This window comes from Fodinicurvata fenggangensis DSM 21160 (genome assembly GCF_000686045.1).
In the GTDB taxonomy this organism is placed as follows: Bacteria; Pseudomonadota; Alphaproteobacteria; order Kiloniellales; family DSM-21159; genus Fodinicurvata; species Fodinicurvata fenggangensis.
In genome coordinates this window covers 56402-82384 of the sequence record NZ_JMLV01000002.1, presented here as the reverse complement: position 1 = coordinate 82384, position 25983 = coordinate 56402, and the positions used below count along the sequence as shown (strand labels likewise).

Below are 25983 nucleotides of genomic sequence, written 5' to 3'. Positions count from 1 at the left end.
CGGAACGCTATAATGCGACCATCATGGAGAATGAAGGCAAGACCCGGCACGCAAGCGACCTGGACGATCTGGCCGAGCGCTACCTTGATCTGAGGGAGCGGGAGGCTTCGCTGCGGGCGGCGGATCCGGAACTGGGGCAGGCGCTGGACAGCCTGACGGCCGCCTGGATGACACAGGTGCGGAACTGGGCGGCTTGTACCGGCTGGGGTAATAGTTCCTCTGCCGGAATGAATGCATATCCGTCCGACGCGCAGGCCGATACAGGCAGGAAAGAAGACAGGACCCATGGGGCAAGTGGACGCACAAGCCGTAGCTTCAAGGAAGCCGAGACTGGGACCACGCCCGCTGATGCTGCATCTGGGCCTGGCCCAGGCGATCTGGAACGGATCGAGACTCGCCTGGCCGAGTTGGAGCAACGGATTGCAGAACTTTCCTCCAGCCCTGCGCAGCGAAGAGGAGGCGCTGCGGCTGGAACTGGCACGCAGAGAAAGCGATCCGGAAAATCTGGCAAGCGCACTGGACCGGCAAATCCGAAAGCGCCAGACGGAGCTTCTTGATGGCATCACCGCCTACAGGCGCCATGCCTATCGAAGAAACCTGGATGACCCTCCTGTCCTCTGGTCAGAAGGCTCGGCGCGCCTTCTGGACTACGGCGGAGATGGCCCTCCGGTCCTGCTCGTTCCCTCGCTGATCAACCGCGGCTACATCCTGGATCTTTCGGACAGCTGCTCACTGGCCCGCTGGCTGGCGGAACAGGGGTTTCGTGTTTTCCTGATGGATTGGGGTGCGCCGGGGGAGATTGAACGCAGGTTTTCGCTGACCGATTACATCGCCGGCTACCTGGAGAGCGCGCTGGATGCAGTGCGGCAGGAAACCGGGGCCAGGCCACTCCTGCTTGGCTATTGCATGGGCGGGCTGCTGGCCCTGGCGCTGGCACAGCGTCGCCAGAACGACCTGAGCGCCTTGGCCCTGCTGGCCACACCATGGAATTTTCATGCCACGCCGGGCCAGGCCGCCCTGGGGCGGGCAGCCCTGGCAAGCTGGGGGGGCGTTATGGACATCCTGGGCGAACTGCCGGTGGACGTCCTGCAGTCGCTTTTTGCCCTGGTCGATCCGATGGCGACGGCGCGCAAGTTCCGGCATTTTGCTCACCTGGATCCGGAGAGTGCGCAGGCCCGTTCCTTCGTGGCCCTGGAAGACTGGTTGAACGATGGCGTGCCCCTGGCGGCCCCCGTCGCCCGGGAATGCCTGGGCGGATGGTATGCCCAGAACAGCGCGCATGAAGGGCAGTGGCGGCTGGCCGGCCGTCCGGTGCGTCCCGATGCTGTCGATTTGCCCAGCCTCGCGATCATTCCCTCCGAGGACAGGATTGTACCGCCGGGTTCGGCCCTGGCCCTGGCAGAGGCCCTGCCGGATTGTACAATTCACCGGCCAAAGGCCGGCCATATCGGCATGGTTGCCAGCCGCGGTGCCCGTACGCGCGTTTGGGAGCCGCTGCGCGACTGGATGCGGGGAAAAGCGGTTTCTTAGCTTGTCCCTTTCGGGAGGCAGATTGTACTCTCTGGTCGTATTGCAGTGCAAAAATCGGGGCGGCTCCTTAAAATTCCGCGATTTCGCCCCAAGCTTAATGGTCGGAATACTTGAATCCAGGAGGAAGCCAGAATGTCGGATGTTGTAATAGTCAGCGCTGCGCGTACGCCGGTCGGGGCCTTCAGTGGGACCTTGTCCAGTGTGGCCGCCTCGCATCTGGGCTCGGTGGCCATCGGCGCCGCGCTTGAGCGCGCAAAAGTCGAGGGCGGCGAAGTGGACGAAGCCATCCTGGGGCAGATTCTGACGGCCGGTGCCGGACAGAACCCGGCACGCCAAGCCGCGATGGAGGCCGGCATTCCCCAGGAAAAGACAGCCTACCAGATCAACCAGCTGTGCGGTTCCGGACTGCGCAGCGTGGCCCTGGGCTACCAGGCCATCAAGATCGGCGACAGCTCCATTGTCGTGGCGGGCGGCCAGGAATCCATGAGCCAGGCGCCACACTGCGCACACCTGCGCAATGGCCACAAGATGGGCGACGTCAAGTTTGTCGATACCATGATCAAAGACGGCCTCTGGGATGCCTTTAATGGCTATCACATGGGCAACACCGCCGAAAACGTGGCGCAGAAGTGGCAGCTGACCCGCGATGAGCAGGATGCCTTCGCCGCCAATTCGCAGCAGAAGGCGGAAGCTGCGCAGAAAGAGGGCCGCTTCAAGGAGGAGATCGTTCCCGTGACCATCAAGACCCGCAAGGGCGAGAACGTGGTCGAGGAAGACGAACATCCCAAGCATGGCACCACGAGCGAAAGCCTGGCCAAGCTGCGCCCCGCCTTCGACAAGGAGGGGACGGTCACGGCCGGCAATGCCAGTGGCATCAATGACGGGGCCGCGGCTGTTGTCCTGATGAGCGCCAAGGAGGCCGAAAAGCGCGGCCTGACACCCTTGGCTCGTATCGCCTCCTGGGCGACCTGCGGCGTGGATCCTGCTATTATGGGCACAGGGCCGATCCCCTCCAGCCGCAAGGCCTTGGAAAAAGCCGGTTGGTCGGCCGATGACCTGGACCTGATCGAAGCCAATGAAGCCTTTGCCGCCCAGGCCCTGGCCGTGAACAAGGACATGGGCTGGGACCCCGAAAAGGTGAATGTGAACGGCGGTGCCATTGCGCTGGGGCATCCCATCGGTGCGTCCGGTGGACGCATCCTGACCACCCTGTTGCACGAAATGGGCCGCCGCGACGCCAAGAAGGGTCTGGCCACGCTGTGCATTGGTGGTGGCATGGGTATTGCCATGTGCCTGGCCCGCGACTGACGACAGTGAAGCCCTGTCCTGTCCTGACAGGGAAGAACGGCCTGCCAGGGGCTGCTCCAAGTGCGGACGGGCCGGCCAAGTCTATTCGGAAACAGGTCCCGTAGGTAGCGGACCGCTAAAGACAAGGACAGGACGTCACGCATAAAACGACAGGGAGAAAAAGGTATGTCCAGAGTGGCTTTGGTAAGCGGTGGTACACGCGGCATTGGCGCGGCAATCTGTGTCGCCCTCAAGAACGAAGGGTATCGGGTCGTTGCCAACTACGGCGGCAATGATGAAGCGGCCGAGGCCTTCTCGAAAGAGACCGGAATTGCCGTCGCCAAGTTCGACGTTTCGGATTTCGAGGCGGTCAAGGCCGGGATCGAGAAGATCGCGCAGGAGCATGGGCCGGTTGAAGTCTTGGTGAACAACGCCGGAATCACGCGTGACAGCACCATCCACAAGATGACGCCGGAGCAGTGGCAGGCTGTCATCGACACCAACCTGACATCCTGTTTCAACCTCTGCCGCTGTGTGATCGAATCCATGCGTGAGAAAGGGTTCGGGCGCATCGTCAACATTGGCTCGATCAACGGCCAGGCCGGCCAGTATGGCCAGGTGAACTATGCCGCGGCCAAGTCAGGCATCCACGGCTTCACCAAGGCCCTGGCCCAGGAAGGGGCCGGCAAAGGCGTCACGGTGAATGCCATCGCGCCGGGCTATATCGAGACCGACATGGTCCGCGCCGTGCCCGAGAATGTCCTTGAGAAGATCGTCGCTCGAATCCCGGTGGGTCGGCTCGGACAGCCGGAGGAGATTGCACGCGGTGTCGTCTTCCTGGTGTCCGACAATGCCGGTTTCGTGACCGGTTCGACACTGTCCATCAACGGTGGCCAGCATATGTACTGACGAGACCTTGCTGCCCCGCCCTGTCGGGGTGGCTTACTGTCCCGGCGCCCAGCCTTCGGGGGCCAGCTCGAATCCCGAGAACTCGAAGGCTGGAGCGACGGTGCAACCCACCAGGGTCCAATCGCCCAGGCTCTCCGCCGATTGCCAGACATGGGGCTCAAGCACCACCTGGGGCCGCTCGCCACTGGCGAAGTCGGTGCCCAGCCGGTGAATTTCACTGGTCCGGCCGTCACTGCTTAGGTGTAGGGCAAGCGGCGCACCGGCGTACCAGTGCCAGATCTCGGTGGCATCCACCCTGTGCCAGTGGCTGCGTTCGCCGGCGCGCAGCAGGTAATAGATAGCCGTGACGCTGCTGCGTTCGCCTTCTGCGGCCTTGGCACGATAGATTTCCCGGTAACGACCGCCCTCGGGATGCGGCTCCAGGCCCAGCAGGCGGATCAGTTCATCGGGATTGGTCATCTCGGAGCCTCTCTTATATCTGTATGACGAAAACCGACCGGAGAATCATCCCGGTCCCGCCTGCGGTCAAGCCAGCAGTTGCACCCTACAGCGTCTTTCGGCGCCACTGACCATGAGCAGCAGATACGCCTCAGGGGTGCCCAGCTCCTGCGAGCTGCCTGGAGATCAGGTCCCATTCGGATTGCAAGGTGGTTCAGAAAACATCCTTGCGTCGACGCACTTCCGCAAAGCATTCCTGGGCCGAGCGGCCCTGGAGGTTCAGGGCGGTCGCCAGGGCGGGGTCATCGGCGCGCAGGAAAGGGTTGGTGGCTTTCTCCTCGCCCAGGTGCGAGGGAACGGTCGGTTTTCCGTCCTTGCGCAGGCTGTCGATCTGTCGTGCACGTTCCTGCAGCTGGCTGTTGTCGGGTTCGATGCTGAGCGCAAAGCGTGCGTTGTTCTGCGTGTATTCGTGAGCGCAGTAAACTGCGGCGGTGTCCGGCAATTCACGCAGCTTGCGCAGTGAGTCCCACATCTGTGCCGGGCTGCCCTCGAACAGGCGTCCGCAGCCCAGCGCAAAAAGCGTGTCGCCACAGAACAGCGCCTGGCTTTCAGGGAACCAGAAGGCAATGTGGCCACGGGTGTGGCCCGGCACGAAGAAGATTTCCGCCTCGGCCTCGCCCAGCTTCACGATGTCGCCCTCGTTCACGGCTTCGTCGATCCCGGGGATGCGGGCTTCGTCCGGGGCCGGCCCGATGATGCGGCAGCCGGTGGCCTTCTTGATTTCCAGGTTTCCGCCCACGTGGTCAGGGTGATGGTGCGTATTCAGGATGTGCGTGATCGTCCAGCCGAGTTGCTTGGCAGCCTCCAGCACCGGCTTGGAGACGGCCGGGTCCACCACGGCCACGGCGCCACTGTCGGCTTCGCGAACCAGATAGACATAGTTGTCGCTAAGGACGGGAATCTGCTGTATCTCGAGCTGGGCCATGGCTGGAACTTCACCTTGCTGATCTGTTGCCTGTGGACTCTGCAATCCATTCATATGAGTCCGAATCCTGTGCTATTGTACCCCCATGTGGAATGATGCCGTTGATTATCGGGAGTTCTACGAAACACCCACCGGAGAGATGGCACGCCATCTCATCCGCCGTCGGCTGCGGGCATTCTGGCCCGATCTGCACGGCCTTGAGGTCCTGGGGATGGGCTATGCCACGCCTTACCTGAGGCAGTTCCACGAGGCCGCACGTCTTTTTGCCTTCATGCCCCTAACGCAGGGGGTTATGCGCTGGCCCGGTGAAGGGCGCAACAGCGTGGCGCTGGTGGACGAGACGGAACTGCCGCTTACGAATTTTTCCGTGGACCGTGTCCTCCTGGTCCATTGCCTGGAGAATTCCGACTACCTGCGCGACATGTTGAACGAGGTCTGGCGTGTTCTGAAGGGAGAGGGCCGCCTGATCATCGTGGTTCCCAACAGGCGCGGCCTGTGGGCCCGGTTCGAACGCACGCCCTTCGGTTATGGCCACCCCTACAGTCAGATGCAGTTATCGCGCCTGCTACGCGAACACAGCTTTACGCCCCTGCGCAGCACCCAGGCCCTTTTCATACCGCCTACGCACTCCCGCGCCCTGCTGCGCACGGCACCGGCCTGGGAGCGGATCGGCCGTCGGGTCTCCTCGCATTTCGCAGGAGTGAACATCGTCGAGGTCAGCAAGCAGGTCTATGCCGTGCGTCCGCTGCGGGCCGCCGAACGGCGGCGTCTGACCTGGTCTCTGCCACAGGTAGTACGTCCAACGCCTGCCTCGCGCAGGTATTGACCCTGACTGCACAAGAAAATAAGAAAGACTCCAGGACGGTTGCATTTTAACGCTGTACGCCAGCGCAAAGGAGTGCGACCGTCCGTTTTCGTGTCCGGACTCACAATCCGGTCTCGTCCATAAAAACAAGCCATAAGGGGAGTCGCATGAGCAGTACTGATCAGACGGAACAGGGGCCGGTCGAGAAACCTACACTTCTCCTGGCCCTGGTGCCCGTTGTCCTGACGCTCTTGGTCCTGGGACTGCAGCTTTTCGTATTCGATAATTTCACCCCGCACATCCCCTTGGCCATAGGGCTGGCGATCACTGCCATGGTGGGCAAGAAGCTGGGCCACAAGTGGCCCAACATCCAGGATGGCGTCTTTCACGTCATCAATGTATCCCTGCCCTCGGTATCCGTCCTGATCGTGGTCGGCATGATCATTGGCGTGTGGATTGCCAGTGGCACGGTGCCGACCCTGATCTATTACGGGCTGGTCATCCTCAGTCCGGAAGTCTTTCTTGCCGCGGCAATGATTCTCTGTTCCCTGGTCTCCGTTTCCCTGGGCACCTCCTGGGGAACGGTCGGAACGGTCGGCCTGGCGCTCATGGGGATTGGCGAAGGCTTCGGCATTCCGATGTACTGGACCGCCGGGGCCGTGGTTTCCGGCGCCTTCTTCGGCGACAAGATCTCGCCGCTGTCGGACACGACCAATCTGGCGCCTGCCGTGACCGGCGTGAACATCTTCGATCATATTCGCAACATGCTGCCAACCACGATACCCGCCATGCTGATTGCATTGGTGATCTATGGAGTGGCGGGCTATACCCTGCTCGAGTCGGGGGAGAGTTCCTTCGGGCGCATCGAGAGCATCACGACAGCGCTGCAGGACAACTTCCTGATCTCTCCCTGGCTGTTGCTGCCGGCCTTGCTGGTGATCGCGCTTGCGATCATGAAGCAGCCGCCGATTCCCTCGCTGTTTGCCGGCGTTGTCGTGGGCGGCCTCATGGCGATGCTGTTCCAGGGATCCGGCATGCACGAGGTCTTCAGCTACGCCAACAGTGGCTATTCCATCGAGACCGGTGTTTCCGAGATCGACAGCCTGCTGAACTCTGGCGGTATCCAGTCCATGATGTGGACCATTTCCCTGATCCTGATCGCGCTGGGTTTTGGCGGTGCGCTCGAACGCACCGGTTGCCTGGAGACCATCATCAACGCGATCCTGACCAAGGTACACAGCTTCGCTGGTGTCCAGTCATCTGCCATAGGGGCCTCTTTCGCCACGAACCTGGTGGCGGGCGACCCCTACCTGTCCATTGCCCTTCCGGGACGCATGTACGCACCGGTTTATCGCGGAATGGGCTATTCGACGCTTAACCTGTCGCGTGCGACCGAAGAGGGCGGCACGCTGATGTCGCCGCTGATTCCCTGGAACGCCGGTGGTGCTTTCGTGATCACGGCCCTGGGGCTCGGTATCGCGGACGGGGAGTTCGTGAACCTTCTCTACATACCTCTGGCCTTTGCCTGCTGGACGGCGCCCGTGATCGGCATCTTCTATGCCATAACCGGGCTCTTCTCTCCCAAGGCGACGGAAGAGGAGGTCCAGCAGTGGCGCAAGCAGAACGAGGCCATCAAGGACATGACCGACCAGGGTTACGAGGACCCGACGAAGGGCATGGAGACCCAACCGAAACCGGCCGAATAGGCCAAGGGAACGGTTCGCTTGAAGAGGGCCGGCATTTCGCCGGCCCTCATTCGTTCGGGGACTGCAAGATCTACCAGATCGACCGGCCGCTGCCGGGCAGGCCGAGCTGGTCCCAGATCGCGTCGACCTGCTTCACCACGTCCGGGTCCATGCGGATTTCCTGGCCCCATTCACGGTGAGTCTCCGGCGGCCACTTGTCGGTGGCGTCCAGGCCTACCTTCGAGCCCAGGCCCGATTCCGGGCTGGCGAAGTCCAGGTAGTCGATGGGGGTGTTCTCGATCACCGTCATGTCGCGCGCCGGATCCATGCGGGTGGAGATCGCCCACATGACATCCTTCCAGTCCCGGGCATTGATGGTGTCGTCCACGACGATCACGAACTTGGTGTACATGAACTGGCGCAGATAGGACCAGACGGCCATCATCACGCGCTTGGCGTGGCCGGGATAGGCCTTCTTCATCGAGACCACCGCGATGCGGTAGCTGCAGCCTTCGGGCGGCAGCCAGAAGTCCGTGATCTCCGGGAACTGCTGCCGGATCAGCGGGATGAAGACCTCGTTCAGTGCCTCGCCCAGGACCGAGGGCTCGTCGGGCGGCCGGCCTGTGAAGGTGGAGAGATAGATGGGTTTGCGCCGACGGGTAATCGCGGTGATGTTGAAGACCGGGAATGACTCCACCGAATTGTAGTAGCCCGTATGATCGCCATAGGGGCCCTCGTCTTCGTAGTCTTCGAGACTGACGTAGCCCTCCAGGACGATCTCGGCCTCGGCGGGTACCTTCAAGGGCACGGTCTTGCAGTCGACCAGCTCTACCTTCTGTCCGCGCAGCAGGCCTGCGAACTGGTATTCGCTAAGGGTGTCCGGGACTGGCGTGACGGCTGCCAGGATGGTGCCCGGATCGGCCCCCAGCACGGCTGCAGCGGGCAGGGGCTCGGTCTTTTCCTGCCCCCAGCGGCGATGATGCTGGGCGCCGCCGCGGTGCTTCAGCCAGCGCATCAAGGTGCGTTTCCCATCCAGCTTCTGCATGCGGTAGATGCCGAGATTGAAATCGTCCTCGCGCGCCTTGCCGGGCCCCTTGGTCACCACCAGCGGCCAGGTGATCAGCGGCGCCGGTTCCCCCGGCCAGCACGTCTGGATCGGCAGAGCGTCCAGGTCGATCTCGTCGCCCTGTTGAACGATCTCCTGACAGGGCGCCCGCGAGGTCGTGCGGGGCTTCATGGCCATGACCTTCTTGAGAAGCGGCATCATCTCGAAGGCCTCGCGAAAGCCGCCCGGCGGTTCCGGCTGGCGCAGGAAGGCCAGCGTTTCGCCTACCTCGCGCAGTTCTTCAGGTGTGCGTTCCATGCCCGAGGCCACGCGCTCCACCGTACCGAAGAGATTGACCAGCACCGGCATGTCATAGCCTTGTCCCTGGTGTCGGACAGTCTCGAACAGGACCGCAGGTCCGCCCTCGGCCAGCAGCCGGGTCTGAATCTCGGTCATTTCCAGAACGGGTGAGACGGGATGCTGTACGCGTTTCAGATCGCCCGTGCGCTCCAGACGCTCCATGAAATCACGCAGGGACTTGTAGGGCATGAATTCTCCTTCGCTGCCAGGCGCGCCATGATCGCTAGACTTGTTACGCTCAGACTATAAGGAAACCCGCGGTCTTGGCGAGGAAACTTCCCAGTGGGCATGCTTGCATGCTGTGCGCGGGGGTATTAAGTATCTAGTGTTACCGCAGAGTTCAAAGGCAAGAAACGGGATAGCCTTAAAAATGCAACAATACTGGGTGGTTGGCGGTGAATACAAGGATACCAGCTTCCGGGTTCCTCGCGAAGGCGGGGAAGAGTGGATAGGTCCCTTCGGAAGTTACAATCAGGCCAAGGCCGAATGGGCCCGGCGCGCCTGGTCAACCGTTGACGATGCGCAGACGCGTTATCGCATCGAAAGCATGGACCAGGACCTGGCACCGCCCTGCACGGACTGACCGACAGGGTTGTCCGCTTTCGCGCGGTTCACGGATTCCTGCCCTGGGCCGCGCAGCCCTGAACGATCCCTCCGCAAGGAGAGGTCAATCCCCTTCGCTGGGCAGGATGCGCCAGACCGTAGTGCGGCGCACCTCACTGTCCTCCAGTTCACGATTGGTAGGCACCCTGTAGACGGCAAGTGCCTCCAGGCCCTGCGCAGGAAGATAGCTGCGCCCGGGATCTCCCATCAGGACATCAGCGCCGGCGGCCGCTTGCTGGGCAAGCCAGGCGAAGGCCCGGTCGGCCATGGGCTGCTCGTAGCAGACGTCTCCGGCCAGCAGCAGGTCCCAGGCGCCGTCCCCGCGACCCAGGAAATCTTCGTCCATGACATGAAGCTGGACCTGGTTAAGTTCGGCATTCAGCTGGATCGCGGCGAGGGCCAGGGGGTCGATTTCCGAAGCGACGACCTCCCGCGCACCACAGCGTGCGGCGGCGATGGCGGAGAGGCCGCTTCCAGCGGCAAAGTCCAGCACCCGTTTGCCACGCACCCTGTCGGGATTGTCCAGCAGGAATCGCGTGAGCGCCTGTCCACCGGCCCAGGCAAAGGCCCAGTAGGGCGGCGGTATCTCCATTTGTTCCAGTTCCTCTTCGGTGGCATGCCACAAGGGCATGACCTTGCTGGCCAGATGCAGCGGGATTTCCGGTACCAGAGTAGGTGTCTCGATCGCTGTGTTGTTCCGCACGAAGGCGCGGGCGACGGACGGATCCCTCTCGGGGTTGTCCATCAGGCGACCAGGCTGGCCAAGGCAAGCCCGGCCAGGAGCAGCCACCCCACGAAGCGGTTGGCACGGAAGCGGGCCAGGCAATTGCGATGGGCGTCCATGTCCAGCGTGGCAACCTGCCAGGTGAAATGGGCGGCTACGGCTGCCAGGCCCAGGTAGTAGGGCCATGGAAGAGCCGCGCTAGCCCCGGCGGCGCCCATCAGGAGGACACAGGCGCTATAGAAGCCAACCAGCCAGGGACGCGTGCGCGCACCCAGCTTCAGCGCGCTGGACTTCAGGCCGATCAGGGCGTCATCCTCCTTGTCCTGATGGGCATAGATCGTGTCGTAACCCAGTGTCCAGAAGATGCCGGCCAGGTAGAGCAGGACAGGCGGCCAGCCCAGGCTGTCGTGGACGGCGGCCCAGCCCATCAGGGCGCCCCAGTTGAAGGTCAATCCCAGCCAGAGCTGCGGCCAGTAGGTGATGCGCTTCATGAGCGGATAGGGGAAGACCAGCAGCAAAGATGCCAGGCCAAGCAGGATTGCCGCTGACGTGAGCGAGAAGAGAATGACGGCGCCGCCTGCGAGCAGAGCCGCGAGAAAGGCAATGGCCTGTTTCAGCGTGATCTGGCCGCTGGGCAGAGGGCGGGTGCTGGTGCGCGCGACCTGTCCGTCATAATGCCGGTCCAGAATGTCGTTGATGGTGCAGCCTGCTGCACGCATCAGGATGGCGCCCAGTCCGAACAGCAGATAGAGCCAGGGATTCGGCGCCTGTCCGCTTGCGACCTCGGCCATGGCAATGGACCACCAGCAGGGGAAGAGCAGGAGCCAGGTCCCGATCGGGCGGTCCAGACGGGCCAAGCGGGAATAGGGACGCCAAGCACTGGGCAGCTGACGTTCCAGCCAGTTGTTGGGAACGATGTCGCTTGCGTCTGAATGCCTGTTTGCCGAAGAGATCATGGCGCGTATCTTGCGCGGGCCGGGCCTCGGGCTCAAGATCACGCTTATTAAAAAAGAATTGCGGATTTCCGAATGAAGGACGTCAAGCTGGCCACGCGTCTTTATGTGGAAGACGAGCTGGGCGAGGAGCCGGTCCTGGGCCTGGGCCCTGAGCAGGCGCATTTCCTGCGCTCGGTCCTGCGCCTGAGACCGGGGGCGCAACTGGCGCTGTTCAATGGCCGGGACGGGGAATGGCTGGCCCGGGTCGAGGCGCTGGGCAAGGGCTGGGCTTCCCTGAAGGTGGAAACGCAATCGCGGCCGCAAGAGGACGAGCCGGAGCTGACCGTATTCTTTGCGCCGGTCAAGCGCGCGCGTATCGACTGGATCGTCGAGAAGGCGACGGAGCTGGGCTGCACACGCCTGCAACCGGTTCTGACCCACAGGACAATTGTGGACAGGGTGAATGTCCAGCGTCTGCGCACGGCCGTCCGCGAAGCGGCCGAACAGTGCGAGCGGATCGCCCTGCCCGAAGTGGCCGATCCGGTGAAACTTGAACGAATGCTGGACGACTGGCCTGACGACAAACCCTTTCTCTTTGCCGACGAGAGTGGAGGTGGCCGACCGATTCACGAGATTGTGAACGAGACGGGGGCGCGTGCCCTGCTGACCGGTCCGGAAGGTGGATTCGATGAACGCGAACAGGCCATGATCGCACGGCATCCGGCGGCCTGCCCGGTGGGCCTGGGCCCACGTATCCTGCGTGCCGACACGGCCGTGATCGCGGCGCTGTCGGTGATGCAGGCGCTTGGCGGCGACTGGGCGGAAACGCCCAAATTCCGCAATCTGCAGCCGCGTTGAGGTGGGCGGATGCCTGCCCTGCGGCAAAGATGCTTGACGACAACGGTCCAGGCTCGCTCTGATGCAGGCCAAGAATGCAGCAAACTGCCGATACCGGCAATTCACGTTGCAATGACCCTCTATCTGTTCACAGCTCAGTGAGTCCGCAGCTTTCCCATGTCAGCCCCTCCGCAATCCAAGGGTGATCCGATCACCGGCAAGGAGCAGCTCGTTCGCTACCTGGAAACGGGCGCCAAACCCGCCGCCGATTGGCGTATCGGCACGGAGCACGAAAAATTCGGCTTCGAACGCACGACACTCAAGAGCCTGCCCTACGAGGGGACGGCCTCGATTCGCGCCATCCTGGAAGGCATGGCCGAGCGCTTCGGCTGGACTCTGTCCAAGGAGAACGGCAAGCCCGTCGCCCTTGTGAAGGACGGCTGCAACATCACCCTGGAGCCGGGCGGCCAGCTGGAGCTGTCGGGTGCACCGGTGGAGAACCTGCACCAGACCTGTGCCGAGGTGAACACACACCTGGCCGAGGTGAAGGAGGTCTGCGACCCCCTGGACGCCGGCATGCTGGGCCTGGGCTTCGCGCCCACATGGCGGCGCGAGGACATGAACTGGATGCCCAAGGGGCGCTACAAGATCATGTCCGACTACATGCCCAAGAAGGGCAGCCTTGGCCTGGACATGATGCTGCGCACCTGCACTGTGCAGACCAACCTGGATTTCGCCGACGAGCGCGACATGGTGCGCAAGTTCCAGGTTTCGCTTGCGCTGCAGCCGCTGGCGACGGCTCTGTTCGCCAACTCGCCCTTCACCGAGGGCAAGCCCAACGGATTCAAGAGTTATCGCAGCCATATCTGGACCGACACCGATCCTGATCGCTGCGGCATCCTGCCCTTCGTCTTCGAGGACGGCATGGGCTACGAGCGCTATGTGGACTACATGCTGGATGTGCCGATGTACTTCGTCTACCGCGACGGCGAGTACATCGACTGCAGCGGCCTGTCCTTCCGGGATTTCATGGAAGGCCGCCTGGAGGCGCTCCCCGGCGAGATCCCGCTGATGAGCGATTGGGAAGACCACATGACCACGGCCTTTCCCGAGGTGCGCCTGAAGCGCTACCTGGAGATGCGCGGGGCTGACGGCGGCCCCTGGCGGCGGCTCTGTGCCCTGCCGGCCTTCTGGGTCGGCCTGCTGTACGACGAGACGGCCCTGTCAGCGGCCGAGGACCTGGTACGCGCCTGGACGCTGGAAGATCATGAATACCTGCGCGCCGAGGTGCCGCGCCTGGCCCTGGACACGCCCTTCCACCAGGGAACGGTGGGCGACCTGGCCACCCAGGCGCTGGAGATCGCCTCGGAGGGCTTGCGCGCCCGTGCCCGACAGAACGACGAAGGCATGGACGAGCGCATCTTCCTGGATGTACTGCGCGAGATCGTCATCACCGGCCAGACACCAGCCGACGAACTGCTGGCGCTCTATCACGGCCGCTGGCAGGGGGACGTCAGCCACGTCTTCGAGGAATTCAAGTACTAATCTTGGGCCGATGCGCTTTCACAGAACGTATCATAGCTTGCTTTGGACGGAGGCAGAAGCCGTCTGATAGTCAAGGATATGCCAGTTGTTGTTGAGAAGCGTAGAGTGATCCTTGCATTTCCTCCAACAGATGGAAGAAATGCAAGGATATGGCATTCCATAAGAAGCTTAGGCATTTTGCCATCAGCCTGGCGCCAACAGAGGTGCTGGAAAATCGGGTGACGTGCGCGGTACTCTATAAGCGGCCGGCAAGCCGCTTATTCATTCTCTTGCAAAGACCTGTCAGTTTTGCGTGTGGCCGCGCTTCAAAAGCCTCAGACGCAGGGCATTGAGCTTGATGAAGCCTTCGGCGTCGCGCTGGTCATAGACGTCATCCTCCTCGAAGGTGACGTGCGCCATGCTGTAGAGGCTGTCGGGGGACTTGCGGCCGACCACGGTGGCGTTGCCCTTGTAGAGCTTGAGCCTCACCGTGCCGTTCACATGCTCCTGGCTCTTGTCGATCAGCGCTTGCAGCATCTCGCGTTCCGGTGAAAACCAGAAGCCGTTGTAGATCAGCTCGGCATAGCGCGGCATGACCTCGTCCTTCAGGTGGGCCGCGCCACGGTCCAGGGTGATCTGCTCGATGCCGCGGTGGGCGGCCAGCAGAACCGTGCCGCCCGGTGTCTCATAAACACCGCGGCTCTTCATGCCGACGAAGCGGTTCTCCACCAGGTCCAGGCGGCCGATGCCGTTGGCGCCGCCCAGGCGGTTCAGCTCGGTCAGGAGGGCGGCCGGGCTGAGGCGCTGGCCGTCGATGGCTACGGGGTCGCCCTTCTCGAACTCGACCTCGATGTAGGTGGGCTTGTCCGGCGCGTCCTCGGGCGCAACGCTGCGGGAATAGACATATTCCTGGGGCTCGTCCCAGGGATCCTCCAGCACCTTGCCCTCGGCCGAGATGTGCAGCAGGTTGGCATCCACCGAGAAGGGGGCCTCGCCGCGCTTGTCCTTAGCGATGGGAATCTGGTGCTTTTCGGCAAAATCGATCAGCTTGGTGCGGGAGTTCAGGTCCCATTCACGCCAGGGGGCGATAACCCGGATATCGGGGTTGAGCGCGTAGTAGGCCAGCTCGAAGCGGACCTGGTCGTTGCCCTTGCCGGTGGCGCCGTGGGCGACGGCATCGGCGCCGGTCTCGCGCGCGATCTCGATCTGGCGCCGCGAGATCAGCGGGCGGGCGATGGAGGTGCCAAGCAGGTAAAGGCCTTCATAGAGTGCATTGGCCCGGAACATCGGGAAGACATAGTCGCGGACGAAGTCCTCGCGCAGGTCCTCGATATAGATGTTCTCGGGCTTGATGCCCAGCATCTCGGCTTTCTTGCGGGCGGGCTCGAGCTCCTCGCCCTGGCCGAGATCGGCGGTGAAGGTCACGACTTCGCAGCCGTAGGCTTCCTGCAGCCATTTCAGAATAACGGAGGTATCGAGGCCGCCCGAATAGGCGAGCACCACTTTCTTCACATCACCCATCTTTATATACCACCTACGGGGGCCTGCTCCTGACAGGGAAAGGGAGCCCGCTCGCCGCACTCTCTGTGACGGGCGATCAGCGGGCTCAGTTCAGCTTGTTGCCGACGGTCTCGATGGAGGATTCGGTCAGGGCCTTCTGGCCGTCCTTGTCGAGGTTCTCTGCAATCAGCTTGCCAGCGGCGGCAATGGCCACGTCGACGGCCTGGTTGCGGACCTCGGCGATGGCATCCGCCTCGGCCTGGCTGATCTTGTCCATCATCATCTGCTCACGACGCTGCAGGCTTTCCTCCAGCTCCTTCTCGGAGTTCTGGCGAATGCGCTGAGCCTCGGTCTTGGCATGCTCGACGATCTCCTCGGCCTCCTTCAGCGCATCGCGCTGACGGCGCTTGTAGTCGGCGAGCAGCTTCTGCGCTTCTTCACGCAGGGCTTGCGCTTCCTCGATCTCCTTGCGGATGCGCTCGCTGCGCGAGTCCAGCTTGGCGAGCATTGGCCGTAGGCCTTTCCAGGCAGCCAGAGCCAGGAACAGCAGCAGCGCGATCGTGATCCAGGTATATTCGCTGGAAAACATCACAGACGCTCCTTCATCTCGGCCTGGACGGCCTTGTCGACCGCCTTGCTGTCGGGCGTGAAACCGACGAGCTTGTCGGTGGTTGCGGCGGCCGTTTCGGAGGCCACGGAAGCCAGGTCCTTGAGCGCCTCGCTCTTGGCGGCGGCGATCCGTTCCTCGGCCTCGCGGGTGCGTTCGGCCAGTTCCTGAGAGAAGGCCTCGTGGCGCTCGTCCATCTTGGCCTTCACCTCGTCACTGGTCTTTTGCTGGATGCCCAAAGCCTCTTCACGAGCAACGGAAAGAGCCTTTTCGTACTCGGCCAGGACATCCTCGGCCTCCGAGCGGATCGTCTCCGCACGCATGAGGTCGTCGTCGATCTTGTCGCGGCGTTCCTCGATCACGTCGCCAATGCGCGGCAGAGCCACGCGGGACATGACGATGTAGAGAAGACCGAAGGTCACGAACAGCCAGAAGATCTGGCTGGCGTAGGTATCGACCTGACTGATTTGCGGCAGACCGCCCTCTTCGGCCGCCAGCGCCACCCCTGAAATACAGGTGGCGGCGGCGGACAGAGCGGCAATCCGCAGCGCTGCGGGCAGTTTGACCATACCGAAGGATCCTGTCGTCTGGTTCGAACCTGAAGCCCAGGGGCGGCCGGTCAGCAGCCCCGGGGCGGGGAACGTGTTAGCCGAACAGGACCAGAAGGGCGACCACCAGCGAGAAGATCGCGATCGCTTCCGTCACGGCGAAGCCGATCCAGATGTTGGCGCCGATTTCGTCCTTGGCGGCCGGGTTGCGGGCAATGGCCGCATAGTAGTTGGACCAGACGTTACCGACGCCGAGGCCGGCACCGATCATGCCCAGGGTCGCCAGACCGGCACCAATCATCTTAGCTGCTTCGAGTTCCATTTTTACGCTCCTTGGATTATCCGCGTGTGGATTCTGGGGTGAGTTCCGTTCCTGTCGACTGTCCGCTGCCGCTCAGTGCATGTGGATGGCGTCGTGCAGATAGACGCAGGTCAGAATGGTGAAGATGTAGGCCTGCAGCACCGCAACCAGAAATTCCAGTGCCGTGATGCCCAGCAGGGCCGCCAGCGGGACCACGCCTGCAACGCCCATCAGCAGGACGAAACCGGCGAAGACCTTCAGCAGGATGTGTCCGGCCATCATGTTGGCGAACAGACGCATCGACAGGCTGATCGGCCGCGAAAGATAGGAGATCAGTTCGATCGGCACCAGGATGACGGCTGTCCAGGCCGGGGCGCCGTGCGGGAAGAACATGCGGCAATAGCCGAGCCCGTGGCGCGCGAAACCGATGATGGTCACGGCAATGAATATGATGATGGCCATCGTGAAGGTCACGGCCAGATGGCTCGTGAAGGTGAACGACGAAGGGATCATCCCCAGGAGATTGCCGAAGAGCACGAAGAGAAACAGCGAGAAGATGAAGGGGAAGTACTGGCGCCCTTCACTGCCCACGTTGTCGCGCACCATGTTGGCAATGGTCTCGTACAGCAACTCGGCGCAGTTCTGCAGCCGGCCCGGGACCAGTTCGTGATGGCGCATAGCGGCGATCATGAAGAGGCTGATGACACCCACGGTGATCAGCATCCACAAGGCCGAATTCGTAAATGACAGATCAAGACCGCCAATGTTGATCGGAATCAACGGCGTGATCTCAAACTGGTGTAGAGGATCTACGGGAAAACCGCCGTCCTGCGTATCCTGCGTCGCCACCTTGCCCCTCGCGGTCTATGGTCAGCCGTCACTTCGGCCGGGAATTGTCCCTATCTTCCTTGCTCCTGCGCTCCATCCCCTTGGCAACGCGCACCACGTTGTAGAACGCGGCGGCCGTGCCGAGCAAGATGAACAGAAGCATCAGCCAGGGTTTCGTTCCCAGCTGTGCGTCCAAAAAAAGTCCGATCACAACCCCGACGCCGATTGAGGCGACAATCTCGGTTGCAATCCGCATACCGACACCCAGGCCGCTGCTTCCGCCGCTCCCGCGTGCCGTAGAACTCTTGCCTTCACGTTTGCTCCGCCGGTCCCGGACCGCCTTGAGCCGCTTGTCCAGGGATTCGAAAGGCGAGGATTTTCGCGGATCCGACATCGTGTTGTCTCCCTATCGGATATCTCCGATGAAACTGGAGCCGTGCCGGCCGCTTGCCCCCTCCTGTCGCCCCCGACGTGCCGGAAGGCGCGCGAACCATACGGAGGGACCCCATCCCCGTCAAGGCTCAATCCCCGGTTTCCGGGCGGCGGGTCGGCATGCGTTTCAAACCCCCGGCATCTGCGGCTTTTCAGGCCGTCTCGCGCAGGGCTTCGGCCTCCTCCATATCCACCGAGACCAGCTGGCTGACACCGCGCTCGGACATGGTTACGCCAAACAGGCGATCGACCCGGGCCATGGTCAGGCGATGGTGGGTCACCAGCAGGAAGCGGGTCTGCAGGCTGTGCGCCAATTCATCCACCAGGTCGCAGAAGCGGTCCACGTTGGAATCGTCCAGTGGGGCATCCACCTCGTCCAGGATGCAGACCGGAGCAGGGTTGGTCAGGAAGACGGCGAACAGAACGGCCAGGGCGGTGAGGGCCTGTTCGCCGCCCGACAGAAGCGACATGACCTGGAGCCGCTTGCCCGGTGGGCTCGCCATGATCTCCAGGCCGGCGTCCAGGGGGTCCTCGGCCTCGGTCAGGCGCAGGTGTGCCTCGCCGCCCCCGAACAGCCGGGTGAAGAGCTGGGTGAAGTGACGGTTCACCTGCTCGAAGGCGGCCAGAAGGCGTTCGCGGCCCTCGCGGTTCAGGCTGGATATGCCTTGGCGCAGGCGGGCAATGGCCGCCGTCAGGTCCTCGCGCTCCCGGGCGATCTCCTCGATCTGCTGCGACAGCTCCTCGGCCTCGGTGTCGGCCCGCAGGTTGACCGGTCCCATGCGCTCGCGTTCACCGCGCAGACGCTCCACCTTGGCCGCCACCTCGTCCCGCTCCGGCAAGTCCTGGTCGGGCATCAGCCCGGCCTGCTCCAGCAGGGCATCCGGCACGCAGTCAAGCTGTTCGCGCACCCGGCGGGCATGGGCATCCAGGGCCTGTTCGGCCTGTTCCACGCTCGCTTCCGCCCGGACCCTGGTTTCGCGGGCTTCGGCCACCGCCTGTTCGGCCTGCTTCAGGGCGCTGTCCGCCTCGCGCTGGCGGGTTTCCCCCTGGGCCAATGCGTCGGCGGCCTTGCGCTGCGCCTCTTCGGCTTCGGCGATCTTCTCGGCCAGGGCCGCGTGCTGTGCGGTAATTTCCTCGGGGCGGGCCGATAGAGAGTCAAGTTCCTGACGCACCGCTTCGCGGCGTGTTTCCAGCTCCTTGCGGTGCTGGTCGGACTCTGCCGTCCGACGCTCCCAGGTCGCCTCTTCACGCCCGATGGCCTCAAGCCGGGCACTGCGCTCGCGCGCTTCCCGCGTCAGGCGTCCCAGTTCGGCATCGGCCTCGTTATGCTGCCTGCGCAGATCGCCCAATTCCTGCCGGGCCTCCTCAAGCCGGGCGCGGGCCGCGGTGGTGTCCGGAAGGTCCGCCTGTTCCTGGCGCACCGCTTCCAGATCCGCATTCAGCTCGGCTTTTTCAGTCTCCAGGTTGGCAATGGACTCCGCCACGGCTTCCAGTTTCGAACTGATGGCCGCCGTTTCCCGCTCCAGGCGGGCCTGGGCCTCTCGGGCGCTGTCCAGCTTTTCCTGGTTGCTCTTCAGGGCCAGCCGCGAGTCCTTTTCCCGGGCCTCGGCGGCCTGCAGGCGTTCGCGCAAGCTTTCGTCTTCCGCTTCGATGGTCTTGCGCGCCCGTTCGGCTTCGTCCAGTTCGCCCTCGAGTTCGCTCAGGCGGTTGCGCTGGGCCAGGCGCTGGGCACTGGCCGTGGGCGCTTCGGCGTACGCCGTGTAACCGTCCCAGCGCCAAAGGTCGCCATCCGGCGTGACCAGGCGCTGCCCGGGCTGGAGACTGGCCTGAAGGCGGCCGGCCTGTTCGGCCGTTTCCACCAGGCCGGTCTGGGACAGCCGTCGTGCGAGGGCGGGGCTGCCGCCGACATACTGGGTCAGGGGGGTGCAGCCCTGGGGCAAGGCCGGAGCCCTGTCCAGGTCGGGCAGTGTCGTCCAGAAAAGCGGTGGCGCGTCTTTGCCAAGGTTATCGCCCTGCAGCACGGGCGCTTCCAGGTCTTCGCCCAGCGCCGCGCCCAGCGCTGCTTCATAGCCGCGTTCAACGCTGAGGGAATCGGCAAGCGGCGGACCGCTTTCGCCGGCGCTGCTTTCCAGGAGCTGGGTCAGGGTGTTGCGCTCGGTTTCCAAGCGGGTGCAGACGGCAGCCTGTGCACGGTGACGTTCAGCCAGGCTTTCGCGCTGGCTGCGCAGGTCGCTGATCTCTCCCGTGATTTCCTCCAGGCTCTGCTGCAGCGTTTCGGCCTCGCTCTCGGCGTTCTCAAGCGCGCGTGCCGCCGCCTCCATGGAGTCCGTTGTCGGCTGTTGCGCCTTCAGGTCGCGCTCCTCACCGGCCTGGAGCGCTATGCGCTCTTCCAGCTTACGGGCCCGGTCCTCCATGTCGGCCAGGCGTCGTTCCAGAGTGGAGCGGCGGGCTTCGTCATTGGCGATGGCTTCCGCCTGGCTGTCGATATCGTCCTGACGGCCACTGAGCTCTTCAGACAGGCCGTCGCGGCGGGCGATGGCGTCGTCACGGGCAGCCTGCTCGCCTTCTCCGGCCTCCTGAAGCTGGGCTCGCTCGTCCTGCAGGCGTTGGCGTGCCTCGGAGGCATCCTCCAGCAGGTTGGCCGTGCGCTTCAGGTCACTGTCGATCTGCGACAGCCGATCCTCGGCCTGGGCCCGTGCCTCCTTGATGCGGGTCTCTTCGGCCTGAAGGCTGTCGCGTTCTGAGACCAGGCGCCGCAGGGCGGCGGAGGCTTCGGCTTCCTGCTGGCGCAATTCGGGCAAGGCATTGGCGGCCTGGGCCTGTTCCCGGGCTGCGGTGGCGGCCTGCTGCGTCAGACCATCAACAGTTTCCTTGGCAGCCTTCAGCGCTTCCCGGGCGCGTTCCTGATGGGCACGGGCCTCGAGCCATTCCAGATGCAGCAACAAAGCTTCCTGCCGGCGCAGCTGGTCGGCAAGGTTGCGATAGCGGGTGGCCTGGCGCGCCTGCTTCTTCAGGGACTGCAGCTGACTTTCCATGGTGCCGGCCACATCGTCCAGGCGTTCCAGGTTGGCTTCGGCCGCCTTCAGCCGCAACTCCGCCTCGTGACGGCGCGAGTGCAGACCGGAGATGCCGGCGGCTTCCTCAAGAAGCATGCGCCGGTCCGCGGGCTTGGCATTGATGAGTGCGCCGACGCGGCCCTGGCTGACGATGGCGGTGGACTGGGCTCCGCTGGCCGCATCGGCGAACAGCAGCTGGACGTCGCGTGCGCGAACCTCTCGGCCGTTCACGCGATAGGTGGAGCCCTTGTCGCGTTCGATCTGGCGGATGATCTCCAGCTCGTCCTGATCGTTCAGGTTGGCTGGTGCCGTCCGATCGTGATTGTCCAGGGACAGGCCGACCTCGGCCAGGTTGCGCGGCGGGCGGTTGGAGCTGCCGCCGAAGATGACGTCGTCCATCTCGCCGCCACGCAAGCGCTTGGCAGAGGTTTCGCCCATGACCCAACGCAGCGCCTCGACCAGGTTGGATTTCCCGCAGCCGTTCGGGCCGACGATTCCGGTCGTGCCGGACTCGATCAGCAGCTCCGTCGGATCAACGAAGGACTTGAAGCCGCTCAATCGAAGCCTGACAAACTGGACCAAGGCGTCTGTGTCCTCTCAAGCTAGCGCCGGCCGCCGGTCCCTGGGGAGCGAAAGCCGGTCAGGTGTCCTCCTGGACCTCTTCCAGGATCTCCACAAGGTCTTCGTAGGAGCGATTGCCCTCGACCTTGCGGCCATTGATGATGAAGGTGGGCGTGGATTGAACCTCGTAGGTCTCGCGGGCCTGTTCCAGCTTGCGAATGACCTGGTTCATGCCCTCCTCATCCTCGATGCAGCTGTTGAAGCGCTCTTCGCCGAGACCTGCCAGCCGCGCGTGCTTCTGCAGGGCGGCAATGGGGTCCTCGGCGCGGGCCCACTGCTGCTGATCCTTGAAAAGGGCGGACAGCATGCCGAAGAAGGCACGGTCCTTCTCCAGGCAGTCGGTGACCATGGCGGCGCGCAGTGCCAGCCCATCAAGCGGGTAATGGCGATAAACCAGCCGCGCCTTGCCTTCGTCCAGCCATTCGCTCTTGAGCTGCGGCAGGGTGTCGGTGTGGAAACTGGCGCAGTGCGGGCAGGTCAGTGAGGCATACTCGATGATTGTGATGGGCGCGTCGGCATCGCCAATGATGCGCTCGCTCTCGCCCACCTCTGTGGCATCCGCCAGTGCGGGCGAGAGTCGCGGCAAAAGCGGCATCAAGGCCAGTGAGGCTGCGGATAACAGTATATGCCTGCGTTTCATGTTTCACCTACCATATCTAGTGGATGTTACGTGGAGCCTGTCCGATTCTCAAGACTGCAGATATCCACAGCTGCGAATTCTTCCGTCCGGGTCATGTTCCACAGCAGACTGCCCGCCGGTATGGCGGCAGCCGCATTTCAAAGTCCTGTGTCAGGCAACAATCTGGCAAAAGCAAGGTCGCGCTTTGTGTCACTTCCGTTTCCGGGCTTCCACGGCTTCAGCCAGGTGCTGGAGCGCGCTGCGCAGTTGGCCGTCATCGATTTCCTCCAGCTGTTGTTCCAGACGATTGCCTTCTTCGCGTGGCAGGGGCGGGGGCAGTTGCGGCGACTTCCGCTGGGTCTTTTGGCGCGCCTGCAGCGGTGCCTGCTCCAGTTTCAGGCGGCTGACCAGGCTGTAGCCGAAGTGGCTGTTCACGCGGTCGATGATCTGCGGTTCCTGGTGCTGAATGTCGAGGGCATGGGCGGCATCGACCCGCAGGAGGAGTGTGGCGCCGCGGCGCTCGGCGCGTCGCGGAAAGCTCAGACGCGCGGGCTGGGCCTTGCTTGCCAGGTCGGTCCCGACGACTGTTGCCCAATCCAGGATCAGGCTGGCCTCGGCCCGGCTGCGCTTGGACAGCGCCGGGGCCGTGACATCCCGCAGCAGGCGCGAAAGACTGCGCGGGCTTGCGCCACGTTCTGAGCGGTCTTTGGAGGAGGCTGCGTTCACGCTGTGGGGCGTCCTCTGTTTGGGGTCACCGGTCTGGCCGGACTTGCCTGTCTCGTCGTCTTAACTATAAGGGCCAGGATGTCGTCTTCAACCGCTGCTGAATGCCTGTCCCCTGCCATTGCCGAACGGATCGCCGGCAAGCTGCTGGCCTGGTACGACCGCCATGCCCGGGTGCTGCCCTGGCGCGCGCCGCCCGGACAGCGGCCCGATGCCTATCATGTCTGGCTGTCGGAAATCATGCTGCAACAGACCACGGTGGCGGCCGTAAAACCCTATTTCGAGGCCTTCCTGGAACGCTGGCCCACCGTCGCAGACCTGGCCACGGCGGATCGGGAGGATGTTCTGACCGCCTGGGCGGGATTGGGGTACTATGCGCGGGCACGTAATCTCCATCGCTGCGCCCAGGTCGTGACGGAGGTCCATGGTGGAGAGTTTCCCCAGGCGGCGGACCAGCTTCAGGATCTGCCTGGCATCGGCCCCTATACGGCGGCGGCCATTGCGGCCATCGCCTTCGACCAGCCGGAAGCGCCAGTGGATGGAAATATAGAGCGCGTGATCAGCCGGTTGTTCGCCATCGAGAGCGAATTGCCGAAGGCGAAACCGGAGATCCATGCGTTCATGAAGCGCCTTGTGCCGGACGGACGGCCTGGGGATTTCGCCCAGGCCATGATGGACCTGGGTGCGGGCATTTGCCAGCCGGCACGGCCGCGCTGCATGCTCTGTCCCCTTGGCGAGGACTGTGCCGGGCGGGCGCGGGGCATAGCCGAGACCCTGCCACGCAAGGCGGCCAGGAAGGACAAGCCCTTGCGGCAGGGCGTTGCCTTCTGGCTGATCCGGCCGGACGACAGCGCGGTGCTGTTGCGCCGGCGTCCTGAGCAGGGGTTGCTGGGCGGCATGACCGAGGTGCCCTCAACGGACTGGACGCAGACACCCCCCGATGACCGGGAGGCGCTGGCACAGGCGCCGCTGGCCACCGACTGGCAGGTCCTGCCGGGCCAGATCTCGCACACCTTCACGCATTTCCGCCTGCAGCTCCGCGTCTGGGCGGCCCGCGGCCACTGTGAGCTGCCCTGCGGGCGCTGGGTGGTGCCGGAGGATTTGGGCAACCAGGCCCTGCCCTCCGTGATGCGCAAGGTCATCGCCCATGCCATCAAGCAGGGCTGGGCCTGAGGGAAAGCTTCCGGAGGCGGACGGAGCTCAGTTGAGTTCGGCGCGCAGTTTCTGGCGCAGCATGTCGATGGGGACGGAGCGGTCTTCCACATTCAGGTGCCAGAAGGTCCAGCCGTTGCAGGCCGTCGCGCCCTGGACGGCGGCGCCCACCTTGTGAATCGAGCCATGGTGGTCACCCTGGGGGCCGCTGCAGATCAAAGTGCCATCGGCCCTGACCTTCGCGGTCAGGCGGCGATTGGGATCATGGAGCACCGTGCCGGGCTCCAGCAGGCCGCGTTCCACCAGCCAGCCGAAGGGGATGCGCGGTTCGGCGCGCTTCTGCTTGATCTCGAGAAGCTCCGGGTCGGCGATCGGCTCGACGCGGTCGATGCGCTTGCGGGCCAATTCCGCATAGCCTTCCTCGCGCTCGATACCGATCCAGCGCCGGCGAAGGCGTTTGGCCACGGCGCCGGTCGTTCCGCTGCCGAAGAAGGGGTCGAGCACAAGCTGTTCGGGTTTGGTCGAGGCCATGAGGATGCGATGGAGCAGGGCTTCGGGCTTCTGGGTCGAATGCGCTTTCTGTCCCTGCTTGTCGCGCAGGCGTTCATGTCCGGAGCAGATCGGGATCAGCCAGTCGCTGCGCATTTGAAGGTCATCATTGAGGGCCTTCATGGATTCGTAGTTGAAGACGTAGCGCGAACGTTCGGACTTGGCGGCCCAGATCAGGGTCTCGTGGGCATTGGTAAAGCGGCGTCCGCGGAAGTTGGGCATGGGATTGGACTTGCGCCAGATGACGTCGTTCAGGATCCAGAAGCCCAGTTCCTGCAGGATGCTGCCCACCCGGTAGATGTTGTGATAGCTGCCGATGACCCAGAGGGATCCGTCCTCGCTGAGCGCATGGCGGGCGGCAGCAAGCCAGTCGCGTGTAAAGCTGTCGTAGGCTTTGAGGTCTGCGAACTTGTCCCACTCGTCGTCCACACCGTCCACACGGCTATTGTCCGGACGGGTCAGGTCGCCCCCCAGCTGCATGTTGTAGGGTGGATCGGCGAAGATCATGTCGACGCTGCCGGCGGGCAGGTCGCGCATGATCTCGGCGGAATCGCCAATAACCAGGCGGCCGTCGCCAGAGTCGCGCTCGATGTTGCGTTTCTTGCTGCTTTTTTCCGTAACCGCGGCCATGCCCCGATACTCCCCCGTAGCCTGAAGTCCGGAGGTATCCTGAGTCACGCAGGATTCGCGGTCAAGTCTTTCGTGAGAATCAACTAGTTACAGTCTTGTTTTCAAGTCTGGACACAAGTTCTTGTATGGGGCGGAAGGAGCGACGGTGATATCTGCTGGGTCCGAGCCGCTCCAGGGCCTTGCGATGGGCCGCTGTGCCGTAGCCGCGATTGCGATTCCAGTGATAACCGGGACAGGTCTCGTCGAGCTGTTCCATCAGGCGGTCACGCGTCACCTTTGCCAGGATCGAAGCAGCCGCAACCGAGACACTGAGCCCGTCGGCCCGTGCCAGCGCCCGGTGTGGACAATGCAATTCCGGTGCATGCAGGCCATCGACGATGGCACCATCCGGCAGGAAGTCCAGGGCGGCCACTGCCCGCTGCATGGCCAGAAGGCTGGCCTGCAGGATATTGAGCTGATCGATCTCGGAAACGCTGGCCTGTCCGATGCCGAAGCGGCATCTTTCCCGTATAGCCGTACTCAGACTGGCCCGACGCTGTGCAGTCAGTTTCTTGGAATCGTTAAGGTGCTGAAGGGAGGGCTCGGCAAGGTCTGCCGGAGAAATCCACACGGCTGCCGCGACAACCGGCCCGGCCCAGGGGCCACGTCCGGCCTCGTCGAGACCGATGATTTGCCGGTTGTCGCGGGCACCGAGTTCTGTTTCAAGTGTGTAGTCGGGCATGGGGACAGACGCGGACGCACTGCCCTGTT

The 25983-nt window shown here is 63.4% G+C and carries 25 protein-coding genes; 9 read left to right on the top strand and 16 right to left on the bottom strand.

From position 1 onward, the window contains the following. Positions 1-285 precede the first annotated feature (285 nt). From BP38_RS0103545 to phbB, 3 genes are all read left to right on the top strand, one after another. Complete coding sequence (locus BP38_RS0103545) at positions 286-1530, top strand: alpha/beta fold hydrolase (protein ID WP_026986605.1); 1245 nt, start codon at positions 286-288, stop codon at positions 1528-1530. Positions 1531-1662: 132 nt separating this feature from the next. Next, on the top strand, positions 1663-2838 hold the full coding sequence (locus tag BP38_RS0103540) for an acetyl-CoA C-acetyltransferase (protein ID WP_026986604.1): 1176 nt from the start codon (positions 1663-1665) through the stop codon (positions 2836-2838). Between the two features lie 165 nt (positions 2839-3003). Further along, positions 3004-3726, top strand: coding sequence for an acetoacetyl-CoA reductase (phbB, locus tag BP38_RS0103535; protein ID WP_026986603.1), 723 nt, complete (start codon positions 3004-3006; stop codon positions 3724-3726). A gap of 33 nt (positions 3727-3759) precedes the next feature. On the opposite strand, the gene BP38_RS0103530 is transcribed toward phbB, so the two are convergent. Further along, positions 3760-4185: a cupin domain-containing protein gene (locus BP38_RS0103530; RefSeq protein ID WP_026986602.1), complete on the bottom strand. Its 426-nt coding sequence runs from the start codon at positions 4183-4185 to the stop codon at positions 3760-3762. Between the two features lie 193 nt (positions 4186-4378). Next, a complete protein-coding gene (gene gloB, locus BP38_RS0103525) occupies positions 4379-5149 on the bottom strand; it encodes a hydroxyacylglutathione hydrolase (protein WP_026986601.1) in 771 nt (256 codons plus the stop codon). Between the two features lie 139 nt (positions 5150-5288). Here gloB and BP38_RS0103520 point away from each other — a divergent pair, with 139 nt between their 5' ends. After that, positions 5289-5975, top strand: coding sequence for a class I SAM-dependent methyltransferase (locus tag BP38_RS0103520; RefSeq protein ID WP_245602310.1), 687 nt, complete (start codon positions 5289-5291; stop codon positions 5973-5975). Positions 5976-6121: 146 nt separating this feature from the next. Beyond that, positions 6122-7660, top strand: a complete 1539-nt coding sequence (nhaC, locus tag BP38_RS18800) for a Na+/H+ antiporter NhaC (protein ID WP_051608928.1) — start codon at positions 6122-6124, stop codon at positions 7658-7660. 70 nt (positions 7661-7730) lie between these two features. Here nhaC and BP38_RS0103510 read toward each other — a convergent pair whose 3' ends face one another. After that, positions 7731-9233, bottom strand: a complete 1503-nt coding sequence (locus BP38_RS0103510; RefSeq protein ID WP_026986599.1) for a UbiD family decarboxylase — start codon at positions 9231-9233, stop codon at positions 7731-7733. A gap of 181 nt (positions 9234-9414) precedes the next feature. Between BP38_RS0103510 and BP38_RS18795 the strand changes: the two genes are divergently transcribed. Further along, a complete protein-coding gene (locus tag BP38_RS18795; protein ID WP_051608927.1) occupies positions 9415-9627 on the top strand; it encodes a DUF4170 domain-containing protein in 213 nt (70 codons plus the stop codon). 84 nt (positions 9628-9711) lie between these two features. Here BP38_RS18795 and BP38_RS0103500 read toward each other — a convergent pair whose 3' ends face one another. Together BP38_RS0103500 and ubiA are read right to left on the bottom strand one after the other, a co-directional pair. Continuing rightward, entirely contained in the window at positions 9712-10392 is a 681-nt protein-coding gene (locus BP38_RS0103500; RefSeq protein ID WP_026986598.1) for a class I SAM-dependent methyltransferase, read from the bottom strand. After that, positions 10392-11327, bottom strand: a complete 936-nt coding sequence (ubiA, locus tag BP38_RS0103495) for a 4-hydroxybenzoate octaprenyltransferase (RefSeq protein ID WP_051608926.1) — start codon at positions 11325-11327, stop codon at positions 10392-10394. Before ubiA ends, BP38_RS0103500 begins: the two co-directional genes overlap by 1 nt. Positions 11328-11399: 72 nt before the next feature. On the opposite strand from ubiA, the gene BP38_RS0103490 reads away from it, so the two are divergent. Together BP38_RS0103490 and BP38_RS0103485 are read left to right on the top strand one after the other, a co-directional pair. Further along, positions 11400-12164 (top strand): 16S rRNA (uracil(1498)-N(3))-methyltransferase, encoded by a 765-nt coding sequence (locus tag BP38_RS0103490; protein ID WP_026986596.1) that lies wholly within the window; start codon positions 11400-11402, stop codon positions 12162-12164. Positions 12165-12320: 156 nt separating this feature from the next. Then, the gene (locus tag BP38_RS0103485) at positions 12321-13688 is read left to right on the top strand and encodes a glutamate--cysteine ligase (protein ID WP_026986595.1); all 1368 of its coding nucleotides are present in this window, start codon (positions 12321-12323) and stop codon (positions 13686-13688) included. 282 nt (positions 13689-13970) lie between these two features. Here the strand turns inward: BP38_RS0103485 and BP38_RS0103480 are convergent, their stop codons facing one another. The 9 genes from BP38_RS0103480 to BP38_RS18785 form a co-directional block, all read right to left on the bottom strand. After that, on the bottom strand, positions 13971-15188 hold the full coding sequence (locus BP38_RS0103480) for an argininosuccinate synthase (protein ID WP_026986594.1): 1218 nt from the start codon (positions 15186-15188) through the stop codon (positions 13971-13973). Between the two features lie 85 nt (positions 15189-15273). After that, a complete protein-coding gene (locus BP38_RS0103475) occupies positions 15274-15756 on the bottom strand; it encodes a F0F1 ATP synthase subunit B family protein (protein ID WP_026986593.1) in 483 nt (160 codons plus the stop codon). Beyond that, positions 15756-16343 carry a F0F1 ATP synthase subunit B family protein gene (locus BP38_RS0103470; protein ID WP_051608925.1) on the bottom strand — a complete coding sequence of 196 codons (588 nt, stop codon included), beginning with the start codon at positions 16341-16343 and terminating at the stop codon, positions 15756-15758. The genes BP38_RS0103475 and BP38_RS0103470 overlap by 1 nt, the downstream gene beginning before the upstream one ends. Positions 16344-16419: 76 nt before the next feature. Continuing rightward, positions 16420-16644, bottom strand: a complete 225-nt coding sequence (locus BP38_RS0103465) for a F0F1 ATP synthase subunit C (RefSeq protein WP_022727617.1) — start codon at positions 16642-16644, stop codon at positions 16420-16422. A gap of 72 nt (positions 16645-16716) precedes the next feature. Continuing rightward, the gene (locus BP38_RS0103460) at positions 16717-17472 is read right to left on the bottom strand and encodes a F0F1 ATP synthase subunit A (protein ID WP_022727616.1); all 756 of its coding nucleotides are present in this window, start codon (positions 17470-17472) and stop codon (positions 16717-16719) included. A 28-nt stretch (positions 17473-17500) separates the two neighbouring features. Next, positions 17501-17845 carry an AtpZ/AtpI family protein gene (locus BP38_RS18790; protein ID WP_051608924.1) on the bottom strand — a complete coding sequence of 115 codons (345 nt, stop codon included), beginning with the start codon at positions 17843-17845 and terminating at the stop codon, positions 17501-17503. A gap of 190 nt (positions 17846-18035) precedes the next feature. Then, on the bottom strand, positions 18036-21521 hold the full coding sequence (gene smc / locus BP38_RS0103450; RefSeq protein ID WP_026986590.1) for a chromosome segregation protein SMC: 3486 nt from the start codon (positions 21519-21521) through the stop codon (positions 18036-18038). 58 nt (positions 21522-21579) lie between these two features. Next, the gene (locus BP38_RS0103445) at positions 21580-22200 is read right to left on the bottom strand and encodes a DsbA family protein (protein ID WP_081816435.1); all 621 of its coding nucleotides are present in this window, start codon (positions 22198-22200) and stop codon (positions 21580-21582) included. A 189-nt stretch (positions 22201-22389) separates the two neighbouring features. Next, entirely contained in the window at positions 22390-22905 is a 516-nt protein-coding gene (locus tag BP38_RS18785; protein ID WP_051608922.1) for a DUF721 domain-containing protein, read from the bottom strand. A gap of 78 nt (positions 22906-22983) precedes the next feature. Between BP38_RS18785 and mutY the strand changes: the two genes are divergently transcribed. Then, positions 22984-24075 (top strand): A/G-specific adenine glycosylase, encoded by a 1092-nt coding sequence (gene mutY / locus BP38_RS0103435; protein ID WP_051608921.1) that lies wholly within the window; start codon positions 22984-22986, stop codon positions 24073-24075. 27 nt (positions 24076-24102) lie between these two features. Here mutY and BP38_RS0103430 read toward each other — a convergent pair whose 3' ends face one another. Beyond that, positions 24103-25140, bottom strand: coding sequence for a site-specific DNA-methyltransferase (locus tag BP38_RS0103430; protein WP_051609021.1), 1038 nt, complete (start codon positions 25138-25140; stop codon positions 24103-24105). Between the two features lie 172 nt (positions 25141-25312). Then, positions 25313-25954: a ribonuclease HII gene (gene rnhB, locus BP38_RS0103425; protein WP_026986586.1), complete on the bottom strand. Its 642-nt coding sequence runs from the start codon at positions 25952-25954 to the stop codon at positions 25313-25315. Between the last annotated feature and the right edge of the window lie 29 nt (positions 25955-25983).